This is a genomic window from Blastococcus sp. SYSU D00820 (genome assembly GCF_054050695.1).
Genome location: NZ_JBJGZW010000001.1, coordinates 641084 through 658584 on the forward strand (window position 1 = coordinate 641084; position 17501 = coordinate 658584).

At 74.3% G+C, this 17501-nt stretch carries 15 protein-coding genes and 4 tRNA genes; 12 read left to right on the forward strand and 7 right to left on the reverse strand.

The genetic code is table 11. The features are described from left to right. Window positions 1–24: 24 nt before the first annotated feature. The gene (locus ACI79R_RS03080) at window positions 25–1212 is read left to right on the forward strand and encodes a PQQ-dependent sugar dehydrogenase (protein ID WP_456572107.1); all 1188 of its coding nucleotides are present in this window, start codon (window positions 25–27) and stop codon (window positions 1210–1212) included. On the opposite strand, the gene ACI79R_RS03085 is transcribed toward ACI79R_RS03080, so the two are convergent. Next, window positions 1193–1870 carry a pyridoxamine 5'-phosphate oxidase family protein gene (locus ACI79R_RS03085; RefSeq protein WP_456572108.1) on the reverse strand — a complete coding sequence of 226 codons (678 nt, stop codon included), beginning with the start codon at window positions 1868–1870 and terminating at the stop codon, window positions 1193–1195. The two genes, ACI79R_RS03080 and ACI79R_RS03085, sit on opposite strands and share 20 nt — an antisense overlap. Before the next feature lie 91 nt (window positions 1871–1961). On the opposite strand from ACI79R_RS03085, the gene ACI79R_RS03090 reads away from it, so the two are divergent. After that, window positions 1962–3314 carry an aminotransferase-like domain-containing protein gene (locus ACI79R_RS03090; protein ID WP_456572276.1) on the forward strand — a complete coding sequence of 451 codons (1353 nt, stop codon included), beginning with the start codon at window positions 1962–1964 and terminating at the stop codon, window positions 3312–3314. Between the two features lie 53 nt (window positions 3315–3367). Here ACI79R_RS03090 and ACI79R_RS03095 read toward each other — a convergent pair whose 3' ends face one another. Next, on the reverse strand, window positions 3368–4456 hold the full coding sequence (locus tag ACI79R_RS03095; protein WP_456572109.1) for a 2-oxoacid:ferredoxin oxidoreductase subunit beta: 1089 nt from the start codon (window positions 4454–4456) through the stop codon (window positions 3368–3370). Beyond that, entirely contained in the window at window positions 4453–6369 is a 1917-nt protein-coding gene (locus ACI79R_RS03100) for a 2-oxoacid:acceptor oxidoreductase subunit alpha (RefSeq protein WP_456572110.1), read from the reverse strand. Before ACI79R_RS03100 ends, ACI79R_RS03095 begins: the two co-directional genes overlap by 4 nt. A gap of 209 nt (window positions 6370–6578) precedes the next feature. On the opposite strand from ACI79R_RS03100, the gene htpX reads away from it, so the two are divergent. Beyond that, entirely contained in the window at window positions 6579–7454 is an 876-nt protein-coding gene (gene htpX, locus ACI79R_RS03105; protein WP_456572111.1) for a zinc metalloprotease HtpX, read from the forward strand. 15 nt (window positions 7455–7469) lie between these two features. Here the strand turns inward: htpX and ACI79R_RS03110 are convergent, their stop codons facing one another. Together ACI79R_RS03110 and ACI79R_RS03115 are read right to left on the reverse strand one after the other, a co-directional pair. After that, on the reverse strand, window positions 7470–8471 hold the full coding sequence (locus tag ACI79R_RS03110; protein ID WP_456572112.1) for an FkbM family methyltransferase: 1002 nt from the start codon (window positions 8469–8471) through the stop codon (window positions 7470–7472). A 125-nt stretch (window positions 8472–8596) separates the two neighbouring features. Then, entirely contained in the window at window positions 8597–9088 is a 492-nt protein-coding gene (locus ACI79R_RS03115; RefSeq protein ID WP_456572113.1) for a YajQ family cyclic di-GMP-binding protein, read from the reverse strand. Between the two features lie 90 nt (window positions 9089–9178). Between ACI79R_RS03115 and ACI79R_RS03120 the strand changes: the two genes are divergently transcribed. Next, window positions 9179–9260 (forward strand) — tRNA-Tyr (locus tag ACI79R_RS03120). Window positions 9261–9318: 58 nt separating this feature from the next. Here the strand turns inward: ACI79R_RS03120 and ACI79R_RS03125 are convergent. Next, window positions 9319–9750: a pilus assembly protein TadG-related protein gene (locus ACI79R_RS03125; protein WP_456572114.1), complete on the reverse strand. Its 432-nt coding sequence runs from the start codon at window positions 9748–9750 to the stop codon at window positions 9319–9321. Window positions 9751–10523: 773 nt separating this feature from the next. Between ACI79R_RS03125 and ACI79R_RS03130 the strand changes: the two genes are divergently transcribed. From ACI79R_RS03130 to ACI79R_RS03160, 7 genes are all read left to right on the forward strand, one after another. Next, window positions 10524–13001: a putative bifunctional diguanylate cyclase/phosphodiesterase gene (locus ACI79R_RS03130; protein ID WP_456572115.1), complete on the forward strand. Its 2478-nt coding sequence runs from the start codon at window positions 10524–10526 to the stop codon at window positions 12999–13001. A 70-nt stretch (window positions 13002–13071) separates the two neighbouring features. After that, window positions 13072–13144 (forward strand) — tRNA-Thr (locus ACI79R_RS03135). Between the two features lie 57 nt (window positions 13145–13201). Next, window positions 13202–13275, forward strand: a tRNA-Met gene (locus ACI79R_RS03140). A gap of 82 nt (window positions 13276–13357) precedes the next feature. Beyond that, window positions 13358–13522 carry a 50S ribosomal protein L33 gene (gene rpmG, locus ACI79R_RS03145; RefSeq protein ID WP_152731633.1) on the forward strand — a complete coding sequence of 55 codons (165 nt, stop codon included), beginning with the start codon at window positions 13358–13360 and terminating at the stop codon, window positions 13520–13522. 47 nt (window positions 13523–13569) lie between these two features. After that, a complete protein-coding gene (locus ACI79R_RS03150) occupies window positions 13570–14016 on the forward strand; it encodes an FAS1-like dehydratase domain-containing protein (RefSeq protein ID WP_456572116.1) in 447 nt (148 codons plus the stop codon). After that, window positions 14013–14435: a MaoC family dehydratase gene (locus tag ACI79R_RS03155; RefSeq protein WP_456572117.1), complete on the forward strand. Its 423-nt coding sequence runs from the start codon at window positions 14013–14015 to the stop codon at window positions 14433–14435. Before ACI79R_RS03150 ends, ACI79R_RS03155 begins: the two co-directional genes overlap by 4 nt. After that, entirely contained in the window at window positions 14432–15877 is a 1446-nt protein-coding gene (locus ACI79R_RS03160; RefSeq protein WP_456572118.1) for a M1 family aminopeptidase, read from the forward strand. Before ACI79R_RS03155 ends, ACI79R_RS03160 begins: the two co-directional genes overlap by 4 nt. Before the next feature lie 23 nt (window positions 15878–15900). On the opposite strand, the gene ACI79R_RS03165 is transcribed toward ACI79R_RS03160, so the two are convergent. Beyond that, window positions 15901–17154 carry a pyridoxal phosphate-dependent aminotransferase gene (locus ACI79R_RS03165; protein WP_456572119.1) on the reverse strand — a complete coding sequence of 418 codons (1254 nt, stop codon included), beginning with the start codon at window positions 17152–17154 and terminating at the stop codon, window positions 15901–15903. Window positions 17155–17381: 227 nt separating this feature from the next. Here ACI79R_RS03165 and ACI79R_RS03170 point away from each other — a divergent pair. Next, window positions 17382–17454: transfer RNA gene (locus tag ACI79R_RS03170), tRNA-Trp, on the forward strand. Window positions 17455–17501: the final 47 nt, after the last annotated feature.

Sequence of the window (17501 nt, forward strand, 5' to 3'; positions counted from 1 at the left end):
GGACCCTGCACGGGGGCCGGGGCGGTGCCCCCCACCGCTGGCAGGCTCGCGGCGGGACCCTGCACGGGGGCCGGGCTCGCTCTCCTGCTCGCGCTGACGGGCTGCTCCGACGCCGCGCCGGCCGCCGAGCCGCCCGAGGGGTCGCCCGCGCTGCGCGTGGAGGTCGTCGCCGAGGGCCTGGACCACCCGTGGGACGTCGCCCAGGCCCCCGACGGCACGCTGCTGCTCGACGAGCGCGGGGGCGGGCTGACCGCCGTCCGGCCCGACGGCGCGGTGCGGGCCGTCGACGCCGACTTCGACGACCTGTTCGCCGACGGGGAGACCGGCCTCATGGGCCTGGTGCTCGACCCCGGCTTCGCCGACAGCCGCCGCTTCTACACCTGCCAGGGCGTGCAGGACGGGACCGGCGCCTCGATCGCCGTGGTCGCCTGGACCGTCTCCGCCGACTGGACCAGCGCCGAGCGGGTCGCCGATCCGCTGGTCGGCGGCATCCCGGCCAACGAGGCGATCGGCCGGCACGGCGGCTGCCGGCTGCGCTTCGACCCCGACGGCGCCCTGCTCGTGGGCACCGGCGACAACGCCGTCGGCAGCCATCCGCAGGACCTCGGAACCGCCGCCGGCAAGGTGCTCCGCGTCGACCCGGCGACCGGGCAGGCCTGGCCGGGCAACCCGTTCGCCGGCCAGCCGGGCGCCGATCCGCGGATCTGGACGACGGGGCACCGCAACGTGCAGGGGCTGGCCGTGCGCCCGGGCTCCGGCCAGGTCTACGCGGTCGAGCAGGGCACCGGCCGGGACGACGAGGTCACCCTGCTGCGGGCCGGCGGCAACGGCGGCTACGACCCCGACGGCGCGGGCGGCGGGTACGACGAGAGCGTGCCCATGACCGATCCGGCCATCTCCGGCGTGCTGCCGGCGGCCTGGGCCTCCGGCGACCCGACGATCGCCACCTCCGGCGGCACCTTCCTCGAGGGCGACGACTGGGCCTCCTACGAGGGGCTGCTCGTGGTGGGCGTGCAGAAGGACACCGGCCTGCTGGCGCTGCGGCTGGCCGACGACGGCACCCTCGAGGAGGCCTTCCGGATCCCGGAGCTGGAGGATGCCTACGGCCGGCTGCGCACCCCGCAGCTGGGCACCGACGGCGCCCTCTACGTGACCACGGACAACGGCGGCGGGGAGGACCTCCTGCTGCGGGTCACGCCGGAGGCGGGCTGACCGTCCGGTCGTGCACCCGGGCCGGCACCGGGACGCCGTCGGGCAGGAGCGGGCAGGGCACCGGCTCGCCCGCGACGGTGCGCAACGGGAGCACCCCGGCCCAGACCGGCGCGGTCAGGTCGCGCTCGTCGTCGCCCGGCGGGCCGGTGCGCACCTTCACGCTGGCCTCGGCGAGGTCCAGGGCGAGCACGGCGGTGGCGGCGAGCTCCTTGCGGTCGGGCTGCCGCGTCTCGGTCCACGAGCCCGGGGCGAGGTGCTCGGTGAGCACCTCGAGGCCCAGCAGCCGCTCGTCGGGGTCGGTGAGCACCCGCGCCGTGCCGTGCACGACCGCGCAGCGGTAGTTGACCGAGAAGTGGAACGAGGAGCGGGCGTAGACGATGCCGTCGAGGTGGGTGACGGTGAAGCAGACCGGCGCGCCGGCGGCGGCCGCGCGCAGCGTCGTCGCACCCGTCGAGCCGTGCAGGTACAGGGTGTCGCCGCGCCGTCCGTAGCCGGTGGGCAGCACCACCGGCGCGCCGCCCAGGACGACGCCGAGGTGGCCGACCAGCCCGGCGTCGAGGACGGCGTACAGGTCCGCGCGGTCGCTGCGGGCACGCTCGGCGAGCCGGGTCAGGGTGCTGCGGGGAGTGGGGGAGAGCGGCGGCGCGGCGGTGTCCATGCCGACGATCCTGGAGCAGCCGGTGGCCTCCTCCCAGGGCCAATCCCGTAGCTTTCCGGCAGGCCACTAACGAGGGGGTGCCGTGCTGGACATGCCGCCGGTCGTGCTGGACCGCACCTCGGGCACGCCGCTGCCGGTGCAGCTGGCCGACGCGCTGCGTGCCGCGGCCACCGACGGCACCCTGCGCCCCGGCGACCGGCTGCCGTCGACCCGCGCCCTGGCCGCCGCGCTGCGGCTCAGCCGCACGGTGACCGCGGCGGCGTACGACCAGCTGCTCGCCGAGGGGTGGGCCGGCAGCCGGCGCGGCGTGGGCACCTTCGTGGTCGGCTCAGTGGCCGGGCTTCCGACGGCGCCCGCGGCTGCCCGGCGGCCGGCACCCGCCGGCCCCGGGCCGGTGGACCTGCGGGCCGGGACGCCGTGCCTGGAGGTGCTGGACCGGGCCGCGTGGCGGCGGGCGTGGCGGGCCGCCGGCGACGCCGCCCCGGACGCCCACCCCGTTCCGGAGGGCGATCCCGTCTTCCGCGCCGCGGTGGCCGAGCACCTGCTGCGCCACCGCGGCCTGGTCGCCGGGCCCGGCGACGCGCTGGCCACCGCCGGCACCTCGGCGGCGGTCGCCGAGGTGGCCGGGCTGCTCCCCCCGGGCAGCCGGGTGGCGGTGGAGGACCCGGGCTACGGCCGGGTGGTGGGCGCGCTGCGGGCGGCCGGCGTCGAGCCGGTGCCGGTGCCGGTGGACGACGAGGGCCTGGTGGTCGAGGCGCTCCCGGCCGGGCTGGCCGGCGTGTACTGCACGCCGGCGCACCAGTACCCGAGGGGACGGCGGATGTCGGCGTCCCGGCGCGTGGCGCTGGTCGCCCGGGCCCGCGCCGAGGGGCTGCTGGTGCTCGAGGACGACTACGACGGCGAGCTGCGCTACGACGTCGCCCCGCTGCCGCTGCTGGGGGCCCTGGGCCGGGACGTCGTCGTGCACCTCGGCACGACGAGCAAGATCGTCAGCCCGACGCTCGGGGTGGGCTGGATGGTGGCCCCGGCGGAGCTGCGGGACCGGCTGGTCGAGCGGCGCACGGTCACCGCCACCCGGCCGGCACGGGCGGGGCAGCGGGTGTTCGGGGCGCTGGCCACCAGCGGTGACCTGGCCCGGCACCTGCGGCGGCTGCGCCGCGAGCTGGCCGGCCGGCGGGCGGAGGTGGCCGAGGCGATCGTCGCGGCCGGCCGCCGGGTGGAGGGCGACCCCGCCGGGGCGCACGTCCTCGTGCCGTTGCCGGACCGGGCCACGGAGGAGGACGTGCGGGCCCGGGCCGCCGCAGCCGGCCTGGCGCTGGACGGCCTGGCCCGGCACTCGCTCGCGGCGACCGGCGCGGGCATCGTGCTCGGCTTCGCCTCGCCCGCCCGCGACGAGCTGCGCCGGGCCCTGCCGGTGCTCACCGGGGTGCTGCGGGCGGGATGACCCGGGAACGCCACCGGCCCGCCTCCCTGCGGGAGGCGGGCCGGTGCCGGTGATCAGGCGCTGACGGTCCAGGTGTCCCCGCCGGCCAGCAGAGCGTCGAGGTCCGCCGGGCCCTGGGCCCGGGCGTCCTCGAGCTGGTCGGCCATCAGCCGGTCGTAGGTCGGCTTCTGCACCGCGCGGAAGACGCCCATCGGCGTGTAGCGCAGGTCCTGGCTGGACAGCCGGGAGAGCGCGAACGCGTAGGAGGGGTCGGTGCGGTGCGCGTCGTGCACCACGATCTCCGAGGCGTCGACCTGGTTGGTCTCGGCGATCCGCAGCCCCCCGGCCTCGTCGCGGACGACGCACGAGGCGCCGTCCGGTCCGAACACCAGCGGCTGCCCGTGCACCAGCGGGATGGTCCACATGGGGCCGGTCGCCGGGTCCTTGAGCAGCTCGAACGCGCCGTCGTTGAAGATGTTGCAGTTCTGGTAAATCTCCACCAGTGCCGTGCCCTGGTGCTCCGCCGCCTGGCGCAGCACCTCGGTGAGGCCCTTGCGGTCGGAGTCCATGGCCCGGCCGACGAAGGTGGCGTCGGCACCGATCGCCAGCGACACCGGGTTGAACGGGTGGTCCAGCGAGCCCATCGGCGTGGACTTGGTGACCTTGCCGACCTCGCTGGTGGGCGAGTACTGGCCCTTGGTGAGCCCGTAGATCCGGTTGTTGAACAGCAGGATCGTCATGTTCACGTTGCGGCGCAGCGTGTGGATCAGGTGGTTGCCGCCGATGGACAGCGCGTCGCCGTCCCCGGTCACGACCCACACCGACAGGTCCGGCCGCGAGGCGGCCAGGCCGGTCGCGATCGCCGGCGCGCGGCCGTGGATCGAGTGCATCCCGTAGGTGTTCATGTAGTACGGGAAGCGCGACGAGCAGCCGATGCCCGAGACGATGACCATGTCCTCGCGGGCGATGCCGAGGCTGGGCAGGAAGCTCTGGACGGCGTTGAGGATGACGTAGTCACCGCACCCGGGGCACCAGCGCACCTCCTGGTCGGTCTTCATGTCCTTGGCCTTGAGGGCGGTCTGCTTCTCGCCCTGGCTGGCCACGGACGCGGCGATGGCGTCGGCGATCGGACCCTCGGGCATGCCGAGGTCGACGGTGCTCACTGGGTTCCTCCGGTCGTGGAGTCGATGACGTCCTGGATGACGGCGGCGAGCTCGGCGGCCCGGAAGGGCAGCCCGCGCACCTGGGTGTGGCTCTGGACGTCGACGAGGTACTTGGCGCGCAGCAGCAGCGCCAGCTGGCCGAGGTTCATCTCCGGGCAGATCACCCGGTCGTAGCGACGCAGCACGTCGCCGAGGTCGGCCGGCATCGGGTTGAGGTGGCGGAGGTGGATCTGCGCCACGGACCGGCCCGAGCGGCGGATCCGCCGGCAGGCCGCCCCGATGGGGCCGTAGGTCGAGCCCCAGCCGATGACCGCGACGCGCGCGTCGCCGTCCGGGTCCTCGACGTCGGTGGGCGGGATGGACGCCGCGATGCCGTCCACCTTCGCCTGCCGCGTGCGGGTCATGAAGTCGTGGTTGGCCGGGTCGTAGGAGATGTTGCCGGTGCGGTCGGCCTTCTCCAGCCCGCCGATGCGGTGCTGCATGCCCGCGGTACCCGGGATCGCCCACGGCCGGGCGAGGGTCTCGGGGTCGCGCAGGTAGGGGAGGAACTCGCCGTCCTCGCCGTTGGGCGCGGTGGCGAACTCGACCCGCAGGTCGGGCAGCTCGTCGACGGCCGGGATGGACCAGGGCTCGGCACCGTTGGCGAGGTAGCCGTCCGACAGCAGGATCACCGGCGTGCGGTAGGTCAGCGCGATCCGCGCCGCCTCGAGGGCTGCGTCGAAGCAGTCACCGGGGGAGCGGGGCGCGATGACCGGCAGCGGCGCCTCGCCGTTGCGGCCGAACATCGCCTGCAGCAGGTCCGACTGCTCGGTCTTGGTCGGCAGGCCGGTGGACGGGCCACCGCGCTGCACGTCCACGACGACCAGCGGCAGCTCGGTCATGACCGCCAGGCCCAGGGCCTCGGACTTCAGCGAGACGCCGGGCCCCGACGTCGTGGTCACGCCCAGGGCGCCGCCGAAGGAGGCGCCGATCGCCGAGGCGATGCCGGCGATCTCGTCCTCGGCCTGGAAGGTGCGCACGCCGAAGGACTTGTGCCGGGACAGCTCGTGGAGGATGTCCGACGCCGGGGTGATCGGGTAGGCGCCGAGGAACACCGGCAGCCCGGAGCGCTGCCCGGCCGCGACGATGCCCAGGGCCAGCGCCTGGTTGCCCGAGATGTTGCGGTAGCGGCCCGGCGCCATCGGCGCGGGCTTGATCTCGTAGGAGACCGCGAACGCCTCGGTGGTCTCGCCGTAGTTGTAGCCGGCCCGGAAGGCGGCGATGTTGGCCGCGGCGATCTCGGGCTTGCGGCGGAACTGGCGCTCGAGGAACCGGACGGTGCCCTCGGTGGGCCGGTGGTACATCCACGACAGCAGCCCGAGGGTGAACATGTTCTTCGAGCGCTCGGCCTCCTTCTTCCCCAGGCCGGACTCGGCGAGCGCGTCGAGGGTCATCGACGTCAGCGGGACGGCGACGGTCTGCCACCCGTCGAGCGAGCCGTCCTCGAGCGGGTTGGTCGCGTAGCCGACCTTCGCCAGGTTGCGCGGGGTGAACTCGTCGGAGTCGACGATCAGCAGCCCGCCGCCGGGCAGGTCGGAGAGGTTGGCCTTGAGCGCGGCCGGGTTCATCGCCACCAGGACGTCGGGCGCGTCGCCCGGGGTCATGATGTCGTGGTCGGCGAAGTGCAGCTGGAAGGAGCTGACGCCGGGGAGGGTGCCCGTCGGCGCCCGGATCTCGGCGGGGAAGTTGGGCAGCGTCGACAGGTCGTTGCCGAAGGACGCGGTCTCGCTCGTGAAGCGGTTGCCGGTCAGCTGCATGCCGTCGCCGGAGTCGCCGGCGAGCCGGATCACGACCCGGTCCAGTTCGACGACGCTCTTCACGAGCCCGCCGGGAGCCGAGCTGCCGGCCACGAGGGCGGGGTCGGTCGCAGTCATCAGTGGTGTACCTCCACCGGCCGAGATTACGTGCGTGGATGGTGCGCGTCGTGTGGCCCCGGACACGCCTGGGGCGATACTGCCCGGACGGGCGTCGCGCCGTCCTCTTCCGAAACCCGCGGCGGTGCCGGTGCATTCCGCGGGTGACGCACCTGACGCCGCGATGGCCCCCGGGGAACGGCCCCCCGCGGGCCGGCGTTGGACCGGACGTGCACCGCTGGAACAACGGACTCAAGACGGCCCTGCTCCTGGGCCTGATGGGAGGTCTCATCGTCGCCGCCGGCGGGCTGATCGGCGGCCGGACGGGCCTGTTCCTCGCGCTGCTGATCGCACTCGGCGTCAACGGGTTCGCCTACGTCAACTCCGACAAGCTGGCGCTGCGCGCGATGCGCGCCTTCCCCGTCACCGAGACGCAGGCCCCGCAGCTCTACGCGATCGTCCGGGAGCTGGCCACCGAGGCCCGCCAGCCGATGCCCCGGCTCTACGTGAGCCCCACCGACCAGCCCAACGCCTTCGCCACCGGCCGCAACCCGCGCAACGCGGCGGTCTGCTGCACCCAGGGGATCCTCGAGCTGCTCGACCGGCGCGAGCTGCGCGGCGTGCTGGCCCACGAGCTGTCCCACGTCTACAACCGCGACATCCTCATCAGCTGCGTCGCCGGCGCGATGGCCACGGTGGTGACCTACCTGGCGCACATGGCGATGTTCGCCTCGCTGTTCGGCGGCCGCTCCGACGACCGCGGCGGCGGCAACGCGCTGGGCAGCCTGCTGCTGGTCGTGCTCGGCCCGCTGGCCGCCGGGCTGGTGCAGATGGCGGTCAGCCGCAGCCGCGAGTACCAGGCCGACGCGACCGGCGCGGCGCTCTCGCGCGATCCGCTGGCGCTGGCCTCGGCGCTGCGCAAGATCGAGCGGGGTGCCGCGGCCCGGCCGCTGCCGCAGGACGACCGGCTGGTCACCCAGAGCCACCTGATGATCGCCAACCCCTTCCGGGGGCAGGGGCTGGCCTCGCTGTTCTCCACCCATCCGCCGATGCCCGAGCGGATCGCCCGGCTGGAGCAGTTGGCCCGCGAGCTCGGCCAGCGCTGAGGCGGCCCGCGGCCGTCAGGCGGCCGCGGCGAGGATGGCCGGCCCCACCGTGCTGCGGGGCGGGAAGGCCAGGAAGTTGAAGCCGTGGACGGTGTCGGTCTTGATCCGCGCCACGTCGTCCAGTCCGCCGATCTCGACCGGTCCGTTCCCGGTGCAGGCGTAGACCCGGAAGCCGAGACCCTCGAGCACCGCCCGGGTCGAGGCGTGCTCGGCGTCGCTGCCGTGGTCCTCGTAGATCAGCACCACGTCGCGGTGGGCCAGGGTGTCCGCGCCGCCGGCGAGCGCGGCGGACTCGGCGCCCTCGACGTCCAGCTTGATCAGCAGCGGCCGCCCGTCGGGCCAGTGGCGCTGCGCCACGCGGTCGATCGTCGTGGTGGGGACCTGCGTCGTGTACTGGCCCTCGGCCGCCGCTCGGGGGCCGTGCAGCACGCCCGAGCCGGCGTGCCACTGCGGGTGGCTGGCCATGGTGACCTCCGCGTCCGGCTCGGACCACAGCGCCGCCTGCTCGCACACGAAGCGGTCGTCGTTGAGCCGCGCGTTCTCGCGCAGCCGGGCGAAGATGGCCGGCACGGGCTCGACGGCGACCACGCGCCCCGGCTCGTCGCACTCGCTGCTGGCGACGACGCTCCAGTAGCCGAGGTTGGCGCCTCCGTCGAGGAACGCGCAGCCGGCGCGCATGGCCGCGGTGAAGTACGGCTCCAGCTCGGGCTCGTAGTGGTAGGCCGGGTCCAGCAGCTTGACCGCGTACCCGTCGCCCAGCGGCACGAGGAAGCGGCCGTGGTCGGTGTCGACGACGGCGTCGTTGCCCGGCCGGAACAGGCGGGCCAGCCGCCAGGTCACCCGGTGCGCGCCGCGCTGGCCGAGCGGGCGGGCGGCCAGGACCACCGCCCGGAGGATCCCGAGCTGCACCTGCGCCTGCAGCCCACCACGGACGTCGTGCACGCGCCGCCACGGGCGGGGGACGCGGCGGATGCGGTCCCGCAGGACCTCGAGGCGCTCGGGAAGGGGTCGAGGCACGTGCGGGGCCTCCAGCGTCGTTCGACCGGCAGCGGACGCGGTCACCCTACGGTCGATCCACCGTTCCCCGCCCGCCGCTCCGGACCCGGCGGCCCGCGCCGCCCGGGGTCCGGCCGCGGACGGGATCAGCGGTAGTTGTCGAACTGCAGCGCGACGTCGAGGTCGGCGCCACGCAGCAGCTGCTGCACCGCCTGCAGGTCGTCGCGCTTCTTCCCGCTCACCCGGAGCTGGTCGCCCTGGATCTGCGCCTGCACGCCCTTGGGGCCCTCGTCGCGGATCAGCTTGGCGATCTTCTTGGCGACGTCGGACTCGATCCCCTGCTTGATGCGCGCGGAGATCTTGTAGGACTTGCCGGAGGACTGCGGCTCGTCGGCGTCGAGCGACTTGAGCGAGATGCCCCGCTTGACGAGCTTCTCCTTGAAGACGTCGAGCGCGGCCGACACGCGCTCCTCGGTGTCGGCGGTGAGGGTGACGCCCTCCTCGCCGGCCCAGGCGATCGAGGCGTTGGTGCCGCGGAAGTCGAACCGCTGGGAGAGCTCCTTGCCCGCCTGGTTGAGCGCGTTGTCGACCTCCTGGCGGTCGACCTTGCTGACGACGTCGAAGGACGAGTCGGCCATGTGCGTGGCTCCTTCCTCTCGCGCGCGACGCGCGGGCGGGCCCGGCAGAACCCCGTCGGGCCGTCTTGTATCCTCTTCCGGTACCACCACGGCGGGTTGCCCGAGTGGCCAATGGGAGCGGACTGTAAATCCGTCGGCTTAGCCTACGAAGGTTCGAATCCTTCACCCGCCACCGGTACGAGACGGCCCCCGACCTTCCGGTCGGGGGCCGTCGGCGTTCCCGCCCCCGGTCAGCCGGCGGTGGGCGCCCGCGCGCTCGCGACGGCGGTGCGCTCGAGCGGCCGGCCGGCCAGGAACAGCCAGCCGAACGCGATCTCGACCGACCGGGTGCAGCGCACGGTGACCTCGACGCCGTCGGTCTCCACCGACCAGGCGTCCAGCCGGGTTCCGCCGTCGGCGAGCTGGTCGGCGACGGCCGCCTGGGCGCCGGCGCGGGTGAGCGGCACCGTGCCGTCGACGCCGCGGGCGTAGACCGCCGCCTCGTCGGCGCGGTTCGCCGCGGCGAGGGCGGCGCCGTCGCAGACCGACTGCACCTCCTGCTGCTCGAGGAACGCGTCGGAGGCGGCGATCGCGCCCAGCGCCATAAGCGCGGCGACCAGCCAGCAGACGAGGACGAAGGGGAGCGTCGAGCCCCGCTCCGCCGTCCGGTCGTCGTCGCGCACGCCGCGGAGGCTAGGCCGCCGTCCCCGTTGTCCACGAGCTGTGGACGGGGCTGTGGACGGATGTGGACACGATCGGGTGGATCCCCGGTCGCCGGGCGGTCGCCCTGTGGACACCGGGTGGCCACCTCCGGGGGCGCCGGCGTGCTCCTCCTGGTCTCGGCGGCCCGCCCGTCCGGCGGCACCGCCGGCTCCCGCCGGGCCCGCGTTCCCCCATCCGCCTCACCCGTCACGCGTACAGGTGACGGATCGGTGATCTTGCATGACGCACGGTGATGACATGACGACGCGTCACTCTTCCGTGATGGTCCGTGCTTGTCCCGAACGGGTGACGGGAAGCAATGTCTCGGGTGCGGTCCGTACCGACAGACGCTCTGCCCCCGCGCCCGGGTGACCCGCATCGAAGAGAGCAGTTCTTCGTGCCTGAGGAGGCGTCGTGAGCATCGAGCGTGCCGGCAACAAGTGGAGCCGTGGGAACAAGTGGAGCCGTGGCAACAAGTGGAGCCGCGGGAACAAGTGGAGCTGATCTCCACCGCGGGCTGAGTTCCGCGAGTCCGACGTCGGCGGGTCCGGGGGCGCAGCACGCGTCCCGGGCCCGCCGACGCCGTCTCCCGGCCTGACTCCTTGGGGGTGGGCGGAGCCGTCGGACCCCTCGGCGGGCGCTTCTCCGCTGTTAGCCTCGGCGCGCCCTTTCCCCCGGCTGATTGCAGGTAGCAGTGGCCAAGCAGGACGCCCCGGCGCCCCGACGGGCCGTCCCCACGCTGGGGCCCTCCGTCGTGGCGTGGACGAGCGTGGCGCTCACCCTGCCCGTCGCCCTGCTCGTGCTGCCCGCCCGCTTCGACCCGGTGGCGCCGCTGGCCCTGCTCGGCGTGCTCTTCGCCCTGGTCATCGCCGAGTGCTACAACCTGACCTTCGAGTTCCGCCGGCACGGCGTCTCGCTCTCGGCGACCGAGCTGGCCTTCGTCGTGGCACTCGTCGAGATGGGCCCCACCTGGACGGCGCTGGCCCGCGCGGTCGCCGTCGGTGGTGTCTGCGTCGCCCAGCGCTTCGCCCCCTCCAAGGTGGCGGTCAACGCCGCGGTCGCCGTCCTCGAGGTCTGCGTCGCCACCGCCGTCGGCTGGGTGCTGCCGCTGGGCGCGGTCTCCTCGCCCTCGACGTGGGTGCACGCGCTGGTCGCGATCGTCCTGGCCACGCTGGCCGGTGGCGGTGCCATCCGGCTGGCCATCATCGCCACCCAGGGCTACCCGGGCCGTGCGCTGTGGACCAGCCTGCTCCTCACCACGTTCACGGTCACGCCGATGGCGGTGCTGGTCGGCCTGTCGGTGCTCCTGCTGGTGAGCGTCACGGCCTGGTCGCTGCTGCTCATCGCCCCGCTCTTCGCCGGCCTGGTGCTGCTCTACCGGCGGTTCGCCGCCGTCACGCGCGAGGGGCAGGACCTGGAGAAGGTCTACGAGTTCGCCCGCGAGGTCGAGCAGGTCACCCCCGACGAGGACGGCGCCCGGCAGATCGTCGTCGCCGTCCGGGAGCTGCTCAACGCCGAGCGGGTGGCGCTGTGGCTGCCCCCCTACCTCGACGAGGGGCCCCGCCTGGTCGTCGCCTCGGACAACGAGGAGTGGTACGACGGCCCGGGCGACCCCGACGACCTCTTCCGCCGCCGCGCGACCAGCAGCCCCACCGGGGTGCCGCTGCTCGTGTCGGCCGCCCGCGCCGACGAGCAGGAGGCCCAGGCGCTGGCCCGCCGCGGGGCCTCCGACCTCCTCGGTGCCGCCATCACCACCGCGGCCGGCGAGCCGGGGTACCTGGAGGTCTGCGACCGGCGCCACGAGACCCTGTCGTGGGGCGACGGCGACCGCAGCGCGCTGGTCTCGATGATCACGCACATCAACGCGGCGATCCGGCAGCAGCAGCTGCTCACCCAGATCCGCTACGACGCCGACCACGACCGGCTGACCGGCCTGCCCAACCGCCAGCGGCTGGCCGCCGAGATCGACGCGATGCTGGCCACCGACCCCGTGTCCGCGCGGGCCGGCCTGATCCTCGCCGCGCTGGACAACTACACCGAGGTCACCGACACCCTCGGGCACGCCGCCAGCGACGAGCTGCTGCTGGTCACCTCCGGGCTGCTGCGCGAGCACGCCCCGCCGCAGGCCCTCGTGGCCCGCATGGAGGGCGAGCAGTTCGCCGTCCTGCTGCCCGGGCTGTCGCTGGCGGCCACCGAGCGCGCCGCCCGCCGGCTGCGCGAGGCCACCTCGACCCGCGCGAGGGTGGCCGGCCTGGACCTCGAGGTCACCCTGACCATCGGCGTCGCCGCCGCCCCCGTGCACGGCACCGACAGCGGCACCCTCATGCAGCGCGCCGACGTCGCGCTGCTCGCCGCCGCCGCCGGCAACGGCGTGGCCAGCTACCACCCGGTGCTCGACCAGCAGAGCCTCCGCCGGCTGCAGCTGGGCACCGAGCTCGAGCAGGCGATGGCCGACGGCCAGATCAGCGTCGTCTTCCAGCCGATCATCGACGCCCGCACCTCCGACATCGTCTCGGTGGAGACCCTCGTGCGGTGGGCGCACCCGCGCTACGGCGCGATCGCCCCCGACGAGTTCATCCACCTGGCCGAGCAGATCGGCCGGATCGGCCCCCTCACCGACCACGTGCTCGACCTGGCGCTGGCCCGCTGCCGCCGCTGGCTGGACGAGGACATCTCGCTGTCGGTCGCGGTCAACCTCTCGGCGCGCTGCCTCACCGAGCCCGACCTCGTCGAGCGGGTGCGCCGGGCGCTGCGCCGGCACGGCGTGCCCGGGGAGCTGCTCACCCTGGAGCTCACCGAGGGCAGCGTCGTCGACGACTCGGTGCGCAGCAGCACCGTCCTGGCCGACCTGCACGCCCTCGGCCTGCGGCTGTCGATGGACGACTTCGGCACCGGCTACTCGTCGCTGTCGCAGCTGCGCCAGCTGCCCATCGACGAGGTCAAGATCGACAAGTCCTTCGTGCTGGGCATGTCGACCAGCCAGGGGGAGTCGTTCATCGCCCGCTCGATCATCGAGCTGGCGCACAACCTGGGCCTGCGCGTGGTGGCCGAGGGCGTCGAGGACGAGCTCACCCGCAACGCGCTGGCCGACATGGGCTGCGACAAGCTGCAGGGCTTCCTGGTCAGCCGGCCGCTGCCCGACGACCGGCTGGAGAGCTGGCTGCTGGCCCGGGCCGGCGTCCGCTCCGCCGCTCCGGGAGCCACGCACCGGCGGCTGTTCGTGCGGACCTGAGCCACCCGGAGGACCCCGCTGCAGGACCCCCGCGGACGTCGGGTACAGTTCTCGACGGCTCGCAGAGCACGCCCCTTTAGCTCAGTCGGCAGAGCGTCTCCATGGTAAGGAGAAGGTCTACGGTTCGATTCCGTAAAGGGGCTCTAGCATCAGAAGTGACCAGCCGGTCCAGTCGCGAGACCGGGCCGCGCGGTCATCCCGGCGGTGTAGCTCAGCCTGGTAGAGCAAGCGGCTCATAATCGCTGTGTCACCGGTTCAAGTCCGGTCACCGCTACTGCAGACGGACCCCGGTTCCCCGGGGTCCGTCGTCGTGTCGGCAGCAGCCGCCACGAACCGACAAGGCTAGGAGAGCCTCCATGGCAGCCACCGACGTCCGTCCGAAGATCACCCTGGCCTGCCAGGAGTGCAAGAACCGCAACTACATCACCCGCAAGAACCGGCGGAACGACCCCGACCGGCTCGAGCTGAAGAAGTACTGCCCGACGGACCGGAAGCACACGGTCCACCGCGAGACCCGCTGACCGAGCGGCCCTGACGCGGCGGCCGGGGACGGCAGGAGGGCGGGAGCATGGCGCTGGATGCAGGACTGGTCGGGCGCAGCTACCCGCCCTCCGCCGTCTACGAGGTCGGCCGGGTCAAGCTCGCGGAGTTCGCCGCGGCGATCGGTGAGACCGACCCGGTGCACACCGATGCCGAGGCCGCCCGCGCCGCCGGCCACCCCGACGTCGTCGCGCCGCCCACCTTCGCCATCGTGCTGACCCTCGAGGCCGCCCAGGTGGTGCTCGCCGACCCCGACGTCGAGCTGGACTACAGCCGCGTCGTCCACGGCGAGCAGCGCTTCACCCACCACCGGCCGATCCGTGCCGGTGACCGGCTGGTGGCCACCACGACCGTCGAGGCGGTGCGCACCGTGGCCGGCAACGACATGCTGACCACCCGGGTCGACGTCGTGGCCGAGGACGGCGAGGCCGTCTGCACCGCGATCTCGATGCTCGTGGCCCGGGGGACGGCGTGAGCGTCCGGGCCGGCGACGTCGAGGTCGGCACCGAGCTGCCCGAGCAGACCTACCGCGTCACCCGGGCCGACCTGGTCCGCTACGCCGGCGCCTCGGGCGATTTCAACCCCATCCACTGGAGCGACCGGGTCGCCACCTCCGTCGGCCTGCCGGGCGTCATCGCCCACGGCATGTTCACGATGGCCCTCGCCGGCCGCGCGGTGACCGCCTGGGCCGGCGGCCCCGGCGCGATCGCCGAGTACCAGGTGCGGTTCGGCCGGCCGGTCGTCGTGCCGGACGACGACACCGGCACCGAGGTCACCGTGCGCGGGCGGGTGGCCGCCGTCCTCGACGGCGGGCGGGTCCGCGTCGACCTCACCGTCACCAGCAACGGGGAGAAGGTCCTCTCCCTGGCCCGGGCCGTGGTGCAGCTCGGGTGAGCGGCCGCCGCCGCACCCTCGCCGTCCTCCCGCTCCTGCTGGTGCTGCCCGGCTGCGGGGTGACCTCCTTCGCCGACACGCTGGCCGCCGAGGCCGCCGCGTCCGCGACGCCGTCGGCCGAGGCCCCGCCGGCCGCCGAGGAGGGCGGCTGCCCGGCCGAGCGCGCCGAGCCCGACCCGGACCGGCCGGTCGTCGACCTCGAGTACACCCTCGCCGACGACCTGCGCACGGTCACCGGCACCGAGACCGTCGTCTTCACCCCCGACGTCGCCACCGACGAGCTGGTCTTCCGGCTCACGCCGAACGGGCCCTCGGAGCAGGAGGGCAACGGCCTGACCGTCGACGACGTCCGGGGCGACGACGTCGCGGCCGCGGGCTACGAGTCCGCCGGCGCCGCGGAGCCCGGCGGGCTCTACGTCATCGCCCTCGACGACGAGCTGCAGCCCGGCGACCCGACCGAGGTGGAGCTGGACTTCACGCTGACGCTGGGCAGCGGCGGCTTCGAGCGGTTCGGCACCGCGCCCGGGGTCTCCTGGTGGGCCAGCGGCGCCCCCCTGCTGGCCTGGGAGCCCGGCGTGGGCTGGGCCCGCGACCCGTTCGTCGACGTCCTGGGGGAGACCTCGAGCAGCCCGGTCGCCGACACGACGATCAGCGTCACGGCGCCCGAGGACCTCACCGTGCTCATGACCGGCGACCAGGACGACCCCTCCGAGCCCGAGGACGGCCGGCGCACCTGGACGTCGGAGGAGCCGGTGGCCCGCGACGTCAGCGTCGCCGTGGGCGAGTTCGACACCGCCACGGTCACCACGCCCGGCGGGGTGGAGGTCACGGCCGGCGTCCTGCCCGATCCCGACGCCACCGCCGAGCAGATGGCGCAGTGGACCGTCGAGTCCATCGCGGCCCTCGAGGAGCGCTTCGGGCCCTTCCCGTACGCGACGCTCACCGTGCCGCTGCTGCCCGACTACGGCGGCGGGATCGAGTACCCGAGCTCGATCCTGATGGCCGGGGCCAACCAGCAGGTGCTGCTGCACGAGGTCGCCCACATGTACTTCTACGGGATGGTCGGCGACTCCCAGTTCCGCGACCCGTGGCTGGACGAGGGCTTCGCCACGTACGCGGAGTCGGTCGCCGGCCAGCCCTCGCAGGCCGGCATCGAGCGCGCCCTGGCGGTGCCCGGCCCGGTCGGGGCCCCCATGACCGCCTTCGACTCCGGCCGCCAGTACGGCAACCAGGTCTACGCCAAGGGCGGCGCGGCGCTGCTGGCCGCCCGGGAGGCCGCCGGCGCCGAGGCGTTCGACGCCGCGATCCGCTGCTACGTGGACGCCAACGCCTGGACCACCGCGACGCCGGACGACGTCGCGGCGGCCCTGGCCGACCTCCCGGCGGCGCTGCAGGTCCTGCTCGACGCCGGTGCCCTCACCGAGGACGACCTGCCCGAGTAGGCCCGCACCGGGGGCCCGCTCGCTCAGCTCGCGGCGCCCAGCAGCCGCTGCATGCGGGAGACGCCCTCGATCAGGTCGTCGTCACCGAGGGCGTAGGACATCCGCAGGTAGCCCGGGGTGCCGAACGCCTCGCCCGGGACGACGGCCACCTCGGCCTCCTCCAGGATCAGCCCGGCGAGCTCCACGCTGGTCGACGCGGTACGGCCGTTGATCGGCCGGCCCAGCAGGCCCTTGACCGACGGGTAGACGTAGAAGGCCCCCTGCGGCTCGGGGCAGGCCACCCCGGGGATCTCCCGCAGCATCGACACGATGGTCTGCCGGCGCCGGTCGAAGGCCTCCCGCATCGTGGCCACCGCGGACAGGTCGCCGGTCAGCGCGGCGATCGCCGCCGCCTGGGAGACGTTGGCGACGTTCGAGGTGGCGTGCGACTGCAGGTTGGTCGCGGCCTTCACCACGTCGGTGGGGCCCACGATCCAGCCCACCCGCCAGCCGGTCATGGCGTAGGTCTTGGCGACACCGTTGACGACCACGCAGCGGTCGGCGAGCTCGGGCACGACCACGGGCATCGACGGCGCGGTCACCCCGCCGTAGGTCAGGTGCTCGTAGATCTCGTCGGTGAGCACCCACAGGCCGTTCTCCAGCGCCCACCGGCCGATCTCCTCGACCAGGTCGGGCGGGTAGACCGCGCCGGTCGGGTTGGACGGCGAGCAGAACAGCAGCACCTTGGTGCGCGGCGTCCGGGCGGCCTCGAGCTGGGCGACCGACACCAGGTACCCGCTCTCCTCGTCGGCGACCACCGGCACCGGCACGCCACCGGCCAGCGCGATGGCCTCGGGGTAGGTCGTCCAGTACGGCGCGGGCACCAGCACCTCGTCGCCCGGGTCCAGCATCGTGGCGAAGGCCTCGTAGACCGCCTGCTTGCCGCCGTTGGTGATCAGCACCTGGGCGGGGGAGACCTGCAGGCCCGAGTCGCGGGCGGTCTTGGCCGCGACCGCCTCCTTGAGCGCCGGCAGCCCGCCCGCGGGGGTGTACCGGTGCATCGCCGGCTGCCGGCAGGCGGCCACGGCGGCCTCGACGATGTAGTCGGGGGTCGGGAAATCCGGCTCGCCGGCGCCGAACCCGATCACCGGCTTGCCCGCCGCCTTGAGCGCCTTGGCCTTGGCGTCGACCGCCAGCGTGGCGGACTCCGCGATCGCGCCGATGCGGCGCGAGATCCGGCGCTGGGCCGGCGGCAGGTCGGACGGGGCGGCGGGCTCCGGCGAGGAGACGGCAGTCATGGGCCCCATCGTGTCAAAGCCGGGCCGCCCCGGTCGCCCCGATACCCGGCCGGTCCCCGCCCCGGCCGGCGCCGGGCGACCCGCTCGGCGTGGCCGGTCGGGAGGACGTTGGCCCCACCCTCCGGCGGTCCCGTACACTGGCTGTCCTGGGGCAGTTGACCCCGCCACCGGCGTGCCCCGGATCCCCTCGGGGCCCGGCGCGGTCGCGGCGGGCACAGCGTCCCCACAGGGGTGTAGCTCAATTGGCAGAGCAGCGGTCTCCAAAACCGCAGGCTGCAGGTTCAAGTCCTGTCACCCCTGCCCGTGCCGCCGGCGTCGACGCCGGGGGCGAGCACGCGCGAGACCAC